This window comes from Streptomyces sp. S186, assembly GCF_051603415.1.
GTDB lineage: Bacteria > Actinomycetota > Actinomycetes > Streptomycetales > Streptomycetaceae > Streptomyces.
This window is the reverse complement of sequence record NZ_CP193932.1, coordinates 7,540,093-7,555,472: the sequence shown is the minus strand read 5'-3', so window position 1 is coordinate 7,555,472 and position 15,380 is coordinate 7,540,093. Positions and strand designations below refer to the sequence as shown.

Here is a 15,380-nt window from a genome sequence, read left to right as displayed (position 1 = left end):
GGACACCACCGGCCGCCCCGCCCCTGCCCCTTGACGAGGAGAGCCCCGCGCATGTCCACGGAGACCCTGCTGGAGCGGATCAACGACCACGCCAGCCGCCCCGACCCCTATCCGCTCTACGCCGAACTCCGGGAACACGGCGTGGCGCGGCAGAACGACGGCAGCTATCTGGTCGGCACGTACCACCAGATCGCCGCGCTGCTGCACGACCCGCGGATCAGCTCGGACGTGCGCCACCGCACCGCCCCGGACGCGTCGGCCCACGCGGCCGGTCTCCCGCCGTCCTTCATCGGCGTCGACGACCCCGAACACGACCGGCTGCGCCGGCTCACCATGCGCCCCTTCGGTCCGCCGCACTCCCCCGGCCGGGTCGACGCGCTCCACGACGACATCGAGGAGATCGCCCGGGAGCTGATCGACGGCTTCGCGGACCGGGACCGGATCGACCTGGTGGACGACTTCGCCTACCCGCTGCCGGTCACCGTGATCTGCCGGCTGCTGGGCGTCCCCCAGGAGGACATGCCGTCTGTCCGCACCTGGACGGACACCATCATCGCCTCCCTGGACCACTCCCCCGGCGACGATCCGGAGGAGAAGCGGCGCGCGGGCCTGGAGGCGCGCATGGCGATGGGCGGGTACCTGGGCGAACTCGCCGACCGGCGGCGGGAGCACCCGGCCGACGACATGATCTCCGCCCTCGTCCACGGCGACGACCCCGAAGGGCGGCTCAGCAAGCCGGAGTTGATGACGACGCTGACGCTGCTGACGATCGCGGGGCACGAGACCACGGTCAATCTCATCACCAACGGCATGCTCACGCTGCTGCGCCACCCGGAGGAACTGGCGCGGCTGCGCCGGGAACCGGAACTGATGCCCTCGGCGGTGGAGGAACTGCTGCGGTACGAGCCACCGGTCCAGATGCTGCCGCAGCGCACACCGCTGACCGACGTCGAGGTGGGCGGGGTGACCGTCCCCAAGGGCGCGCCGCTGTTCCTGATCCTGGCGTCCGGGAACCGGGACCCGCTGCGGTTCGAGGACCCCGACCGCTTCGATCCGGCCCGTCGGGACAACCAGCACTTCGGCTTCGGCAGCGGCGTCCACAACTGCTTCGGCGCCCCGCTGGCCCGTGTGGAGACGCAGGTCGCGCTGGCCACGCTGCTGCGCCGCCTGGACGACCCGCGCCTGGTCGAGGATCCCCCGCCGTACCGGCACAGCCCGATCCTGCGCGGACCGCGCCACCTGCTGATCGCCAAGGGCGAGCACTGAACGGTGAGTTGTCCGTCACGGTAAATGGGGGTGCCCCGCACCGCCCCGAGAACGTAATGTGCACTGACATTGAGTGGCACTTACTCGGGGAGGGTTCGATGGTTCCGGATCTCGTCAGGATGTGGGTGGCCGGCTGGGTGGTCTCGCGCCGGCGTCCCCGCGCGGTGCAGCACCCTTGGGGGCTCTACGTCGACGTGGGCCTCCCGGACCAGGTGGGCCGGCATGTGCTGCCGGACCCCGACGAGTCCGCCGTGCGCGCGGCCGCCGCGTCGGTGACCGTCCCGTACACCTGGCTCAAGGCGCCCGTGGAGACGGAGACCGTCGAGCCGTGGCTCCCGGCGGGCTGGGTGGCGGACAAGGAAGAGGCGGGCCACCTGATGGCCACCGATCTGCGGACGACCCGCCCGGTACCGCCCGAGGGCTACCGCGCCACCGTGGAGACCACCGACGGCGTCACCCATGTCAGGGTCCAGGACGCGCACGGCGGGCTGGCGGCCAAGGGGCAGATGGCCGTCATAGGTCCGGCGACCGTCGTCGACCGGGTGCAGACGGAGGAGGCCCACCGGCGACGCGGTCTCGGCGGCTTCGTGATGCGCACGCTCGCCGACCGTGCGGTGGCCGAGGGCGCGACCCTCGGCATCCTGGGCGCCACCGACGAGGGCCGCGCGCTGTACGAGTCGCTCGGCTGGCACCGGCACACGGGGCTCGCCGCCTGCGTGTACCGCCCCTGATAGTCCCTGTCGTCCCCCGTGTCCGCAGCCGACCGCCGGCCACGCTTCCGGGCGCCGCTTGACCTTCACACCAATGTGAGGGTTCGACGATGCGGAGCAAGCAAGCGCCCGACCCCTGCGGACACGAGGGACACCCCATGGACAACCAGCTCTACCCCTACCGCCCGATCACCGAGCGGGCCCCGATCACCTGGCCCGGCGGCGCCCGGATCGCGTTCTACGTCGGCCTGAACGTCGAGCACTACGAGATCGACCGCCCGTCGACGAGCATCTTCCCCGGCACCGTCGGACTCACCCCGGACCCGCTCAACTACGGCTGGCGCGACTACGGCCCGCGGGTGGGCATCTGGCGGCTGATCGAGAGCCTGGACCGGCACCGGATCCGCGCCAGCGTGATGCTCAACTCCGATGTCGGAGAGCGCTATCCGCAGATCATCGAGGCCGGCCGGGCCCGCGACTGGGCCTGGATCGCCCACGGGAAGAACAACTCCCGCTTCCAGGCGGACATGACCCCGGACGAGGAGCGCGCCTATCTGGCCGACGTCGTCGGCGCCATCGAGAAGGCCATCGGCCGGCGCCCCCGCGGCTGGCTGGGCCCGGCCCTCACCGAGACCTTCCACACCCCCGAACTCCTCGCCGAACTGGGCCTGGACTACGTACTGGACTGGAGCAACGACGACCAGCCCTACCGTCTGAACGTGCCGGGCATGCTCAGCGTCCCGTATTCCATCGAGGTCAACGACATCAGCCTGTTCGTCGGCAAGAGCCTGAGCGGCCCGGACTTCCTGCAGATCGTCAAGGACCAGCTGGACCAGCTCCACGCCGACGCGGCGGGCAGCGGCCGCGTGATGTCGCTGGTGCTGCACCCGTTCGTCATCAACCAGCCGTTCCGCCACAAGTACCTGGACCAGGCGCTGGAGCACATCGCCCAGCACCCGGGGGTGTGGCTGACGACCAGCGACGAGATCGCCGAGCACTACGCCCGGACCACCGCCGGACAGCCGGCCTGACCGCAGGGCACCGCCCGGTACGGTGCAACACCACCGCCGTACCGGGCGCCGGCCCACGCCACGCGCCGGCACCTCCACCACCCCGCCCGCGCGTCCGATTGATTACATTTGCTCCATGTATCAACCGGAGGACAGCGCACAGGCCCCAGCCGCCCCGACCGCGGTACTGACCGGGCTCGGATCCTGGTTGCCGCCCCACGAGATCACCAACGACGAACTCTGCGCCCACCTGGACACCTCGGACGCCTGGATCCGCGAGCGGATCGGCATCTCCGTACGGCGCCGCGCGGACCCGAAGACCGCCACCGGGGATCTGGCCGCCGAGGCCGGCGCCCGCGCCCTGCGGTCCGCCGGGGTCACCCGGGCGGACGCGGTCATCCTGGCCACCACCACACCCGACCACCCGTGCCCGGCCACCGCGCCGGACGTCGCGGCCCGGCTCGGACTGGGCAACGTCGCCGCGTTCGACATCGCCGCGGGCTGCTCGGGATTCCTCTACGCCACGACGGTCGCGGCCGGACTGATCCACTCCGGTACGGCCGGGCGGGTACTGGTGATCGGTGCCGAGACGATGTCCGCCGTCATCGACCCCGAGGACCGGTCCACGGCGCCGATCTTCGGGGACGGCGCCGGCGCCGCCGTCCTGGAGGCCGGGCGCCCCGGCCAGGCGGGCTCCATCGGCAAGGTGGTGTGGGGCAGTGACGGCACCCGGACCGACGCCATCGTCATCCCGGTCGGCGGCTCACGGAACCGCGACGGCCGGGACGCTGCGCCGCCGGGCGAACGGCATGTCAGGATGCGCGGCAACGAAGTGCTCCGGCACGCCGTGCGCCGGATGACGGCCGCCGCCACACAGGCCGCCGAGGCCGCGGGCTGGGCCCTGGAGGACGTCGACCGGCTGATCGTCCATCAGGCCAACGCCCGGATCAGCGCCGGCGTCTCCTCGGCACTGGGCATCCCGTCGGAACGGGTGCCGTCGAACATCGCGACGGTGGGGAACACCGCCGCCGCGTCCGTCCCCCTGCTCCTTGCGGACGCCGCCGCCCGAGGCGCCCTCCGCGACGGTCACCGCGTCCTGGTGGTCGCCTTCGGCAGCGGCCTCGCCTGGGCCGCCACCACGCTGGTGTGGCCCGCCGGCCTCCGCGCCGAAAACTGACCCCGGCGCCGCCCCTCCACGGCCGCGTCATCGCCAGGACCCGCCTCCCTAAGGACGTCACATGTACGCGCAGTTGAAGGAAATGCTCATCGCCCGCGCCGGACTGCCCGGCGAACCGATCGTCCCGGAGGCGTCCCTGGCTCGGGCCGGCATCGACTCCATGGCCATCACCGTGCTGTCCATGGCCCTTGAGGACGAACTGGGCGTGGTGATCGACGAGGACGAACTGTCCGCGGCCCCGTCCGTCGCCGCACTCGCCGACCTCGTCGCCGAACGCGCCGCCCCCGACTCCCTCCCCTCCACCCCATAGCCGAGGAGGAGCCCGCCGTGGAATCCATGGAAGTGGAAGTCGACGAACGCCTGGTCCCCCTGTCCTTCCAGGACATGACCTACGCGTGCCGGGTCCTCACGCCCCCGCACAGGTACGGCACCGAGCCGCTCATCCTGATCGGCGGCGCCCTCCAGGACATGCGCTCCTGGCCACGGCTGGAACGCCGGCTCACCGCGCACACCCCCCTGGTGCTGCTGGACCTGCCCGGCACCGGGAGCGCCGGCGACCTGGCGTCCAGTGCCGGCTTCGAGGTCCTGGCCGAGGCGGTACTGCACGCCCTCGACCAGCTCGCCCTGGACCGCGTCAACGTCCTCGGCGCCTCCTACGGCGCCCCCATCGCCTACCGCCTGGCCCAGTCGTACCCGGACCGGGTCTCCCGGCTGCTGCTCGCCGGCGCCACACCCCGGGTCGGGCCCCGGCTGACCGCGGTGGTCCGCCAGGGCCTGGCTCTGGTGGGCAGCGCCGAATCCAGCCCGGCCGACGAAGCGGCCCGCCGCGACTACGCCCGCAACGTCGTCGACATGCTGGTCAACCGCGCCACCCGGCACCGGGTCGTCCAGGGACCGGCGGTCGCCCGGCTCCTGGAACGCCAGCTGATGCGCACCTCGCAGAGCGCCGCGCTGCGCTATGCCGCCTGCCACGAACGACTCCTGGACACCGACCTCTACCCGTCGGGCGGCATCGACGGGGTGCCCGCCCTCGTCTTCACCGGCGAACACGACTGCGCCAGTTCACCGGAGGAGAACCGGGCCGTCGCCACCACCATCGCCGGCTGCACCTTCCTCCTCATCCGCGACGCCGACCACATGGCCCATCTGGAGCGCGACGCCGAGTACGCGGACCTGGTCACGCGATTCCTGCGCGACCAACCCGTGCGAGACCTTCCGTACTGCGTCACGGGGGCGGGCGAGGGGCCGGACAGGGAGCCGGGCCGGGGCCCGCGGCTCGGGGGTCAGTAGGGTCCGGCTCGGGCGTCAGTAGGGCCCGAGGAGGCCGGCCAGTACCCGACGGACCACCCGCTCGAAGCGGTCGCCCGAGCCCGCGGCACCGCCGACGTCCAGCGGGCCGCCGCCCGCCAACGCCCGCGCCAGCAGCGGATGCCCGCCCTGCCGGGCCACCGCGCCCAGGTACGCGGCCTGCGCCGCCTGACGGCCCGTCGACGCCCGGCGGGCGCGCAGTTCGGCCCCGGACAACATCGTGACCAGGGCGTTCAGTACGGCCACCGCTTCCAGTCTGGCCGGACCGGTCAGTCCGGCCACGGGTTCCAGCGCCCGCAGGGCGAACTCCAGGTAGTCCAGCCCCCGCGGCCCCACCCGTAGGGCCTCCGGCGGGACCTCCAGCAACCATGGGTGCCGCAGCTGGACCCCGTGTGTCCGGGCGGCCAGCGCGACCAGATCCGCCACCGGATCCCCCGTCAGCTCCACATCGAGGTCGATCTCCCCGGTCGCGGCGTCCACCATCAGATCCACCAGATCATCCCTGCCGGACACATAGCGATAGAGCGACGCGGGGCCCGTGGCCAGCTCGCGCGCCACCTGCCGGACGGACAGCGCGGCCAGCCCGCCCGCATCGGCCAGCCCGATCGCGGCCGCGGTGAGCTGCTCCCGGCTCCGCTCCGGCGCGGGCCCCCGGGCCCCCCGCTCGGGCCGCTCCCACACCAACACGGCGTCCGCCGCGTCCTCCCGCACCGCCTTGCCGGCCAACGAACCTCACCCGCCCCTTCCGCAACCCAACTCCTTGCTGATAACTATAACTCCACAACCGAGAACAGCGTTCGCAGTAACTTGGCGTGGCACTGGCACTGGCACTGAAAGGAACCTGGTGATGAAGAACGAAACCCCTCCCCCTACATGGAGCCCCACCCGCTGGGCATCCAACGGGGAAGTCCGGCTCGCCTACGATGAGTTGGCGACCGGGCACGCCGGCCAGGAGCCGCTTCTCCTGGTGACCGGGCTGGGCGTCTCCCGGCAGTGGTGGCCCACGGGCCTGGCCGCGGCGCTGGCCGCCGCCGGCTTCGCGGTCGTCCGCTACGACCAGCGCGACGCGGGCGAGTCGACCCACCTGCCGCCCGCCTCCGGCACCGGCCCCATCGCCGCACTCGTCCGCAAACGGGGCGGCGCCTACACCGCCGAGGACATGGCCGACGACGCCATGGCCGTACTGGACGCGCTGGGCTGGGAGTCCGCGCACCTCTTCGGCCAGTCGCTCGGCGGCGCGGTCGCCCAGCGCATCGCACTGCGCCACCCCCGGCGCGTCCGCACCCTCACCTCCGTGTCGGCCGTCCCCGGCGACACCGCCGGCCTGGCCACGTTGCGCCACATCCGGCTGCGCACCCTCACCCGGCTCGCCCGTATGAGGCACCCCCGCACCCCCGAAGGAAACATCGAGGCCGGCGTGGCGCTGGCCCGTCTCCTCCACTCCCCCGCCCATCCCTTCGACGAGCGGGCCGTCCGCGCCATGCTGGCCGAAACCCCCGACACCGGCGTCCGGGACACCCACAGCCAGAGCCGCCAGATCGGTGCCCAGTGGCACGGCCCCGGCATCGACCGCATCACCGCACCGACCCTGGTGCTGCACGGCCTGGACGATCCCCTCGTCAAGCCGTCGGGCGGCCGCGCGGTGGCCGCCCGTATACCGGGCGCACGCTTCGTGGCCCTGCCCGGGGTGGGCCACGACCTGCCGGAACCGGTGTGGCAGGAGGTGGCAGGCCACGTGCGCCGGCTCGCCGACCGCTGACGGGATCCGCCGCCGGCCGCCTCCTCCAACGATTCGACCGCCCCATGCGCCGAACGCAGCAGCACCGATTGACGGTGCCCACGGGGCAACAGAGGTTGGGGCAGGGGCGGGTGACCGGGCCCCGTATCGCCGGGGCGAAGCGCGTCGGGTATCGAGGAGAGGTGGACCACGATCACGCAGAGCATGCGCACCGGCGGTGCGCCACGGGAGTTCACCCGCAAGAAGAAGATCTACTTCCACCACTGCGATCCGGCGGGAGTGGTCTTCTTCGCGCAGTACCTCGTCCTCATGAACGAGATCGTCCAGGAGTGGGTCGAGGCCGGTCTGATGGTCGACTACCCGCGGCTCCTGCGGGAACGGCGCATCGGCATGCCGACCGCCCACCTCGAATGCGACTTCCTGGCGCCGAGCAGCATGGGCGACACCCTTCGCTTCACACTGTGGGTGGACCGGACCGGCAAGAGCTCGTGCCACCTCCAACTCGTCGGCACGGGCCCGGACCCGTCGGATGTGCGGGTACGCATCAAGGCCCTGGTGGTGTGCACCTCTCTCGACTCCCGCCGGCCGGTCCCGCTCCCCGACGACGTGCGCACCGCGTTGCTGGACTGGTCGGCTCCCGGCCTGAGCATCTGAAGCCCGTGCACCTTGGCGCCACCGCTCGGCGGGCATTCTCAGGGATACGTGCTCTACTGCCGCAGCACCGCCCGCCCTTCCCCCGCGCGAAGGAGACTGCGCACATGCCACGCTCCACGAAGCCCGAGGACGCGTCACCCGCCCCCTCGCCCGCCGTAGCGCCGCACGCCGCCGACCGCTCCGTGGTCGGGCGTCGTTGGGTGTTGGCGGGTCTGGCCATGACGGCCCCGGCGGTACTCGCGGCCTGCGGCGGCGGCAAACGGGCCGCCGCGTCCGTCAGCCCGCAAGGCGCCGGGAAGGCGACGCCGCGGGACTCCACCGTCATCATGATCATCCGGCACGGCGAAAAGCCGGACAAGCACCATCCCGGCATCGACGAGCACGGCCACGAGGACCACAAGTCGCTCACCCGGCGCGGCTGGGACCGGGCCCATGCGCTGCCCAAGCTCTTCGATCCGCCCGCGGGCCGGCCCCTGCCGACCGGCATCCAGCGGCCGCGGACGATTTACGCCGCCACCGACCAGGGCCCGCACGCCGGCGCGCACCGGATGCGACAGACCGTCACCCCGCTCGCCGAGCACATGGGCCTGAAGGTCGACCTCCAGTACGCCGAGTCCGAGGAGAAGGACCTCGCGAAGGCCGCGCTGGCCGCCACGGGGCCGGTACTGATCTGCTGGGAGCACAGCCGGATCCCCGACATCGTCTCCGCGCTCGGCGCCTCGGACACCGGTGTCCCCGACGAGTGGCCCGACCGCTTCGACCTGGTGTGGGTCTTCACCCATGCCCATGGCACCTGGGCCTTCCGTCAGGTCGATCAGCACCTGCTGCCCGGCGACGCCTGAGCGGGGTCCGAGTACCACGGGTTGACATCAACGGCGCCTCAACCCACCTTCCGAGAGCATCATTCCACCCGTGCTCCGACGTGCGGTGCCTCCGCCGAGTGGTGAACTGTCTTCGGAACGAAGCCCGGTCGCAACGACGCCCGGTCGGAACGAAGAGAGGAGCCCATCATGTCGACAAGGTGTCCCCGCGCCGGGGATGCACGGTCAGCCCAAGGCGCGGTCCAGGTTGAAGGCGGCGCTGATGAGGGCCAGGTGTGTGAACGCCTGGGGGAAGTTGCCGATCTGTTCGCCGGTGCGGCCGATCTCCTCGGCGTAGAGGCCGAGGTGGTTGGCGTAGGTGAGCATCTTCTCGAAGGCGAGCCGGGCCTCGTCCAGCCGGCCGGCGCGGGAGAGTGCCTCCACGTACCAGAAGGAGCAGATGGAGAAGGTGCCCTCCTCGCCGCGGAGGCCGTCGGGGCTGTGCTGGGGGTCGTAGCGGTAGACGAGGGAGTCGGAGACCAGTTCCTCGCCGAGGGCGTCCAGAGTGGAGAGCCACTTGGGGTCGGTCGGCGAGATGAACTTGGCCAGCGGCATCATCAGAACCGCGGCGTCCAGGACGTCGGCGCCCTCGTGCTGGACGAACGCCCGGCGCTCGGTAGACCAGCCGCGCTGCATGATCCGCCGGTAGATCGCGTCGCGCGCCCGCCCCCAGCTGATCAGGTCCGCGGGCAGGCCGCGGTGGCGGGCGATCCGCATGGCGCGTTCGATGGCGACCCAGCACATCAGCTGTGAGTAGAGGAAGTTCTGGATCTTGCCGCGGGTTTCCCAGATGCCCTCGTCCGGCTGGTCCCAGTTGGCGCACACCCAGTTCACCACGTTGCAGACGGTGTCCCAGTGGTCGCTGGAGAGCGGCTGTCCCCATTTGTCGTAGAGGTAGAGGGAGTCGATGAGCGCACCGTAGATGTCGAGCTGGAGCTGGTTGACGGCGTTGTTTCCGATGCGGACCGGTGCGGAGCCCAAGTGCCCTTCGAGGTGCGGGAGTTCCACTTCCGGGAGTTCGCTGCGGCCGTCGATGCCGTACATGATCTGGAGGGGGCCGTGGGCACAGTCCTTCAGGCAGATCTTCGAGGAGAGGAAGTGGACGAAGGACTCCGCTTCTTCGGTGAAGCCGAGGCGGAGCAGGGCGTAGATGCAGAAGGCGGCGTCCCGCACCCAGGCGTAGCGGTAGTCCCAGTTGCGCTCGCCGCCGATCTGCTCGGGCAGGCTGGTGGTGGGGGCGGCGACGATGGCGCCGGTGGGCGCGTAGGTGAGGAGTTTGAGGGTGAGGGCCGAGCGGTGCACCATCTCCCGCCAGCGGCCCCGGTAGCGGGAGCGGGAGAGCCAGCCGCGCCAGTAGCGGACGGTGGCACCGAAGAGCTGCTCGGCCTCATGGACGGCGCAGAATCGCGGCGCCACGCCGTCGCCGATCCGGTCGAGGGCGAAGACGGCGGCGTCGCCCTCGGCGAGGGTGAAGGAGGCGCGGGCGTCCGGGCCGTCGATCTCGACGGGCACGCTGGAGGTCAGGGCGAGGGAGAAGTCCGGGGAGTCGAAGACGGTCAGGCCGCGGTGCGGGACGCCGACGGTGTGCGCCTGCCGGCCGTAGTCGAAGCGGGGTGCCACCCGGATGGAGAACGGGAGGGAGCCGCGGACGCAGAGCACGCGCCGGATCAGCCGGTGCCGGTCCGCCTCGCGGGAGTCGTCGACGATCGGCATGAAGTCCTGGACCTCGCCGACGCCGTTGTCCGCGAAGAAGCGGGTGATCAGGATGTTGGTGTCGGGGAAGTAGAACTGTTTGGTGCGGGCCGGCACGTCCGGGGCGAGGTCGAAGGCGCCGCCGCGGTCGGCGTCCAGGATCGCGGCGAAGATGCTGGGCGCGTCGAAGCGGCCGCAGCAGTACCAGTCGATGGTGCCGTGGGTGCCGACGAGGGCGGCGGTGCGCATATCGCCGATCAGGCCGTGTTCGGCGATGGGGACGTAGCGGGGTGCGTCGGCTCGGCTGGGGCGGAGGCTCGGGGTGGGTGTCGCCAGGCGCCCCGTGGGCGTGGTCATCGGACCTCCCCTGCGCTGGGGGACGAGCAGAAGCAGTCGATTCAGGCTAACTCCGCGCGACCCCCGGCCGCCCGTCCACCCGGCTGCGGCGACCGGCCTGTGTGCCGCAGGTGGCAAGACCGTGGCCCGCGCCGTAAGAGAGCCGCCAAATTCCGTACGGGCCGGGCTGCGGCGGTGCGGCGAGGCCCTAGATTCGGTCCCGGTCGGGAGACCGCCGTGGACGGCAGACGCGCAGGTCGGAGGCCGTCCGGTGCCCCCTGCCTCAGGCCCGGGACCAGGGTTCCGAGGCAGGCGTCTCCCGGTTTCCGCCCCGTGCCCCTCCGCCCAGAAAGCATGCGCATGCCTCCTGCTCCGTCCCGTGTTCCCACTCTCTCGCCGGAGGCTCCGGCGCACGGCGCGGGCGGCGTGCCCGCCCGGGGCGGGTCGGAGGCGGGTGGCCACCGGGGGCGGCGACGGCGGGCGCCGGCCGGGCTGTTCGATCCGCGGGTGCTGCTGACGGCCCTGCCGGAGGCGTTGCGCAAGCTGCATCCGCGGGTGCTGGCGACCAATCCGGTGCTCTTCGTCGTGGCCTGCGGGTCGCTGCTGACCACGCTGTCCGCGGTGCTGCATCCGTCGGTGTTCAGCTGGGTGATCAGTGGGTGGCTGTGGCTGACGGTGCTGTTCGCGCAGCTCGCGGAGGCCGTCGCGGAGGGCCGTGGCCGGGCGCAGGCGGCGTCGCTGCGGCGGGCCCGGACGGATCTCACCGCCCGGCGGCTGCGGGACAACTGGCGGGTCGGGGTCCATCTCGACACCGCCGTGACCGAGGTCGTTCCGGCATCCGATCTCCGGCCGTTCGACTTCGTGGTGGTGGCGGCCGGTGAGACCGTCCCGGCGGACGGCGAGGTGGTCGAGGGCGTGGCCAGTGTCGACGAGTCGGCGGTCACCGGGGAGTCGGCGCCGGTGCTGCGGGAGGCCGGGGGTGACCGTTCCGGTGTGACGGGCGGGACGACGGTGCTGTCGGACCGGATCGTGGTGCGGGTGACCTCGCGGGCCGGGCATTCGTTCCTGGACCGGATGATCGCGCTGGTCGAGGGGGCGACGCGGCAGCGGACGCCGAACGAGATCGCGCTGCACATCCTGTTGGCGGCGCTGACCATCGTCTTCATCCTGGTGGTCGTCGCGCTGCAGCCGATGGCGACGTATGCGGGGGCGGCCCAGGAGACGGCGGTGCTGGTGGCGCTGCTGGTGACGCTGATACCGACGACGATCGGGGCGCTGCTGTCGGCGATCGGTATCGCCGGGATGGACCGCCTGGTGCAGCGCAACGTGGTGGCCCTGTCGGGTCGTGCGGTGGAGGCCGCGGGGGACATCAACACGCTGCTGCTGGACAAGACCGGGACCATCACGCTCGGTCACCGGGAGGCGGTGGCGTTCGTTCCGCTGCCGGGGCGTGACGAGCTGGAGCTGGCGGACGCGGCCGCGCTGTCGTCGTTGGCGGACGAGACGCCGGAGGGGCGTTCGGTGGTGGCGCTGGCCCGGGCGAAGTACGGGTTGCGGCCGCCGGCCGAGGGTGAGCTGGCGTTCATCCGGTATGTGGCGTTCAGTGCGCGGACGCGGATGAGCGGGGTGGATCTGCGGTGGGCGGACAGGGCCGGGTCGGCGGACGCGCCCGGCGGCGGTGCGGTCCGGCCGTCGGAGTATCCGGGCGAGGTGGTGCTCCGCAAGGGAGCGGCCGCGCAGGTCATCGAGTGGGTGGCGCAGTGCGGCGGTGAAGTGCCGCAGGAGGCACGGCTGTTCAGCGATGCGATCAGTGCGTCCGGGGGGACACCGCTGCTGGTGGCGGTGAACGACCGGCACGGCCCCCGGGTGTTGGGGGTGGTGCATCTGAAGGACGTGGTGAAGGAGGGGATCCGGGAGCGGTTCGCCGAGCTGCGCCGGATGGGCATCCGGACGGTGATGGTCACCGGCGACAATCCGCTGACGGCGGCGGCGATCGCGCGGGAGGCGGGGGTGGACGACTGTCTGGCGGAGGCCACTCCGGAGGACAAACTGGCGTTGATCTCCCGGGAGCAGGCGGGCGGCCGGCTGGTGGCGATGACCGGCGACGGGACGAACGACGCGCCGGCGCTGGCGCAGGCGGATGTCGGGGTGGCGATGAACACCGGTACCTCCGCCGCGAAGGAGGCCGGGAACATGGTGGACCTGGACTCCAATCCGACCAAGTTGATCGAGATCGTGGAGGTCGGCAAACAACTCCTCATCACCCGGGGCGCGTTGACCACCTTCTCGATCACCAATGACGTGGCCAAGTACTTCGCGATCATTCCGGCGATGTTCGCGGGGGCGTATCCGGGGCTGGCGGGCCTGAATGTGATGGGGCTGCACAGTCCGACGTCGGCGATCACCTCGGCCATCATCTTCAATGCGCTGGTGATCGTGGCGCTGATTCCGCTGGCGCTGCGCGGGGTTCGCTATCGGCCGGCCTCGGCGCACGACCTGTTGCGCCGCAATCTGGCGTTTTTCGGGCTGGGTGGTCTGGTGGCACCGTTCGTCGGTATCAAGCTGATCGATCTGGTGATCTCGGGGATTCCCGGGCTGGGGTGAGGGTGGCGGGTCCGGGAGTTCAGCCGACGTGGACCCGCGGGCGTCGGCTGCGGTCCGGTTCCGCCTCGCGCAGGACTTCCCGGGTGACGGGGGCGACCTCGCCCTGGCCGAAGAGGAAGAAGCGGAGGAACTGCGCGAAGGGATTTCCTTCGGTCCATTCGAAGTAGATGTGCGGACGCTGCCCGGTGGTGTCGCGGACGTGGAGGAGCAGCGCGGCCAGGGCGTTGGAGACGGTGGAACTCTCCAGGCAGAGCACGCGATAGCGGTCGTGCATGACATATCCGTGGACGTGCAGGGCGCTTTCGAATTCGGAGGGGTCGCGGATGGTGACCTCGACGAACACCAGGTCGTCCTCGGGCGGGATGTCGTTGTCGGCGCGGATCTGCTGGGCCTTGTCACGGTATTCGGCGAGGTCGCGCTGGTCGGGCTCGTTGGCGATGAAGCGGATACGGCGTTGTGCGATGTCGCGGACGAAGCGGGCGGCGGTGTCGTCGAGGACGACGTCGGTGACGCGGAGTTCGAAGGCGCGGGCGAGCCGTGAGGTGAAGGAGAGCAGGATGATGCCGGCGATGAAGCAGGCGCCGATCTTCACGCCGTCGGGCCGTTCGATGATGTTGGTGATGGTGGTGTAGAGGAACACCACGGCGATCACCGCGAATCCGATGGTCCAGCCGCGTTGCCCGGCGCGGCGGGCGGCGATGGTCACGGCGATGGCGGCGGAGCTGATCAGGACGAGAACGCCGGTGGCGTAGGCGCCGCCCTGGGCGTCGACATCGGCGTCGAAGATCCAGGTGACCAGGAAGGCGACGCCGGTGAAGACGAGGACCATCGGGCGGACGGCGCGGGCCCAGGTCGGCGCCATGCCGTAGCGCGGCAGGTATTGCGGCATCAGGTTGAGCAGCCCGGCCATGGCGGAGGCGCCGGCGAACCAGAGGATGGCGATGGTGGAGACGTCGTAGACGGTGCCGAAGCCGGAGCCGAGGTAGATGTGGGCGAGGTAGGCCAGGGCGCGGCCGTTGGCCGCACCGCCGGGTCTGAAGGCGGGGGCGGGGATGAGGAGGGTGGTGACGAAGCTGGTGATGATGAGGAAGACGCTCATGATGACGGCGGCGGTGGTGAGCAGCTTCTTGGCGCCGCGGATCCGGCCGGTGGGGCGTTCTTCGGTGTCGTCGGGGTCGCCTTCGATGTGCGGCATGACCGCGACGCCGGTTTCGAATCCGGAGAGGCCGAGGGCGAGTTTGGGGAAGACCACGAGAGCCACCGCGATCATGGCCGGAATGCTGCCGTGCTGGAGGGTCAGTGCCCGGGTCCAGTCGGTGACGACGTGTTCGGCGGTGACCACGTGCCAGACGCCGACGACCGCGACGACGGCGTTGAGCACGAGATAGATGCCCACGAGCACCACCGCCACCCCGATCGCTTCCAGGAAGCCCTTGAGGAAGACCGCGCCGAGCAGCGCGACCAGGACCAGCGTGACGATCAACTGGCGGCCCTGGAGAACGCTGTGGACGTGCGGGTTCTCGACGAGGTGGGTGGCGGCGTCGGCGGCCGACAGGGTGATGGTGATGAGGAAGTCGGTGGCTGCGAAGCCGAGCAGGGTGAGGACGAACAGCTTGCCCTTCCAGAAGGACAGCAGCCGTTCCAGCATGGCGATGGAGCCCTGGCCGTGCGGGCTCTCGGTGGCGACGCGGCGGTACACGGGGAGGGCGCCGGCGAGGGTGACGGCCACGAGGACGAGGGTGGCGACGGGTGAGAGCAGACCGGCGGCCAGGGCGGCGATGCCGGGCTGGTAGCCGAGGGTGGAGAAGTAGTCGACGCCGGTCAGGCACATCACGCGCCACCAGCGCTGACCGTGGTGGGCGGAGGGGGCCGCGGGGCGCTGCTGCTTGCCCATGTCGGCCAGCCCTTGCAGCATCCAGGCGCGCAGGCGGTGCCGCGCCGTGGCCCGGGAGGCGGCACCGGCAGGGACGGAGGCGGCCATGGTGTGCTCCTGTCGTAAACCGAAAGGATCCGGCCATCGTGCGG

At 71.4% G+C, this 15,380-nt stretch carries 13 protein-coding genes; 10 read left to right on the top strand and 3 right to left on the bottom strand.

Going from position 1 to position 15,380, the window contains the following annotated elements; translation table 11 throughout:
• Positions 1–51 precede the first annotated feature (51 nt).
• From ACRAS8_RS32985 to ACRAS8_RS32960, 6 genes are all read left to right on the top strand, one after another.
• Positions 52–1,266 (top strand): cytochrome P450, encoded by a 1,215-nt coding sequence (locus tag ACRAS8_RS32985; protein WP_438489655.1) that lies wholly within the window; start codon positions 52–54, stop codon positions 1,264–1,266.
• 98 nt (positions 1,267–1,364) lie between these two features.
• A complete protein-coding gene (locus ACRAS8_RS32980) occupies positions 1,365–1,997 on the top strand; it encodes a GNAT family N-acetyltransferase (RefSeq protein ID WP_438489654.1) in 633 nt (210 codons plus the stop codon).
• An 89-nt stretch (positions 1,998–2,086) separates the two neighbouring features.
• On the top strand, positions 2,087–3,007 hold the full coding sequence (locus ACRAS8_RS32975) for a polysaccharide deacetylase family protein (protein ID WP_438489653.1): 921 nt from the start codon (positions 2,087–2,089) through the stop codon (positions 3,005–3,007).
• 115 nt (positions 3,008–3,122) lie between these two features.
• Positions 3,123–4,163 (top strand): beta-ketoacyl-ACP synthase III, encoded by a 1,041-nt coding sequence (locus ACRAS8_RS32970; protein ID WP_438489652.1) that lies wholly within the window; start codon positions 3,123–3,125, stop codon positions 4,161–4,163.
• 61 nt (positions 4,164–4,224) lie between these two features.
• Entirely contained in the window at positions 4,225–4,473 is a 249-nt protein-coding gene (locus ACRAS8_RS32965) for an acyl carrier protein (RefSeq protein ID WP_438489651.1), read from the top strand.
• Positions 4,474–4,499: 26 nt separating this feature from the next.
• On the top strand, positions 4,500–5,453 hold the full coding sequence (locus ACRAS8_RS32960; RefSeq protein WP_438490666.1) for an alpha/beta fold hydrolase: 954 nt from the start codon (positions 4,500–4,502) through the stop codon (positions 5,451–5,453).
• Between the two features lie 15 nt (positions 5,454–5,468).
• On the opposite strand, the gene ACRAS8_RS32955 is transcribed toward ACRAS8_RS32960, so the two are convergent.
• Entirely contained in the window at positions 5,469–6,197 is a 729-nt protein-coding gene (locus ACRAS8_RS32955) for a TetR/AcrR family transcriptional regulator (RefSeq protein ID WP_438489650.1), read from the bottom strand.
• A gap of 121 nt (positions 6,198–6,318) precedes the next feature.
• Here ACRAS8_RS32955 and ACRAS8_RS32950 point away from each other — a divergent pair, with 121 nt between their 5' ends.
• The 3 genes from ACRAS8_RS32950 (at position 6,319) to ACRAS8_RS32940 (ending at position 8,705) form a co-directional block, all read left to right on the top strand.
• A complete protein-coding gene (locus ACRAS8_RS32950) occupies positions 6,319–7,230 on the top strand; it encodes an alpha/beta fold hydrolase (protein ID WP_438489649.1) in 912 nt (303 codons plus the stop codon).
• 183 nt (positions 7,231–7,413) lie between these two features.
• The gene (locus ACRAS8_RS32945; RefSeq protein WP_438489648.1) at positions 7,414–7,863 is read left to right on the top strand and encodes an acyl-CoA thioesterase; all 450 of its coding nucleotides are present in this window, start codon (positions 7,414–7,416) and stop codon (positions 7,861–7,863) included.
• 104 nt (positions 7,864–7,967) lie between these two features.
• Complete coding sequence (locus ACRAS8_RS32940) at positions 7,968–8,705, top strand: hypothetical protein (RefSeq protein ID WP_438489647.1); 738 nt, start codon at positions 7,968–7,970, stop codon at positions 8,703–8,705.
• A 204-nt stretch (positions 8,706–8,909) separates the two neighbouring features.
• Here the strand turns inward: ACRAS8_RS32940 and ACRAS8_RS32935 are convergent, their stop codons facing one another.
• Positions 8,910–10,772, bottom strand: a complete 1,863-nt coding sequence (locus tag ACRAS8_RS32935; protein ID WP_438489646.1) for a glycoside hydrolase family 15 protein — start codon at positions 10,770–10,772, stop codon at positions 8,910–8,912.
• 339 nt (positions 10,773–11,111) lie between these two features.
• Between ACRAS8_RS32935 and kdpB the strand changes: the two genes are divergently transcribed.
• A complete protein-coding gene (gene kdpB, locus ACRAS8_RS32930) occupies positions 11,112–13,355 on the top strand; it encodes a potassium-transporting ATPase subunit KdpB (RefSeq protein ID WP_438489645.1) in 2,244 nt (747 codons plus the stop codon).
• Between the two features lie 19 nt (positions 13,356–13,374).
• Here the strand turns inward: kdpB and ACRAS8_RS32925 are convergent, their stop codons facing one another.
• Positions 13,375–15,336, bottom strand: coding sequence for an amino acid transporter (locus ACRAS8_RS32925; protein WP_438489644.1), 1,962 nt, complete (start codon positions 15,334–15,336; stop codon positions 13,375–13,377).
• Positions 15,337–15,380: the final 44 nt, after the last annotated feature.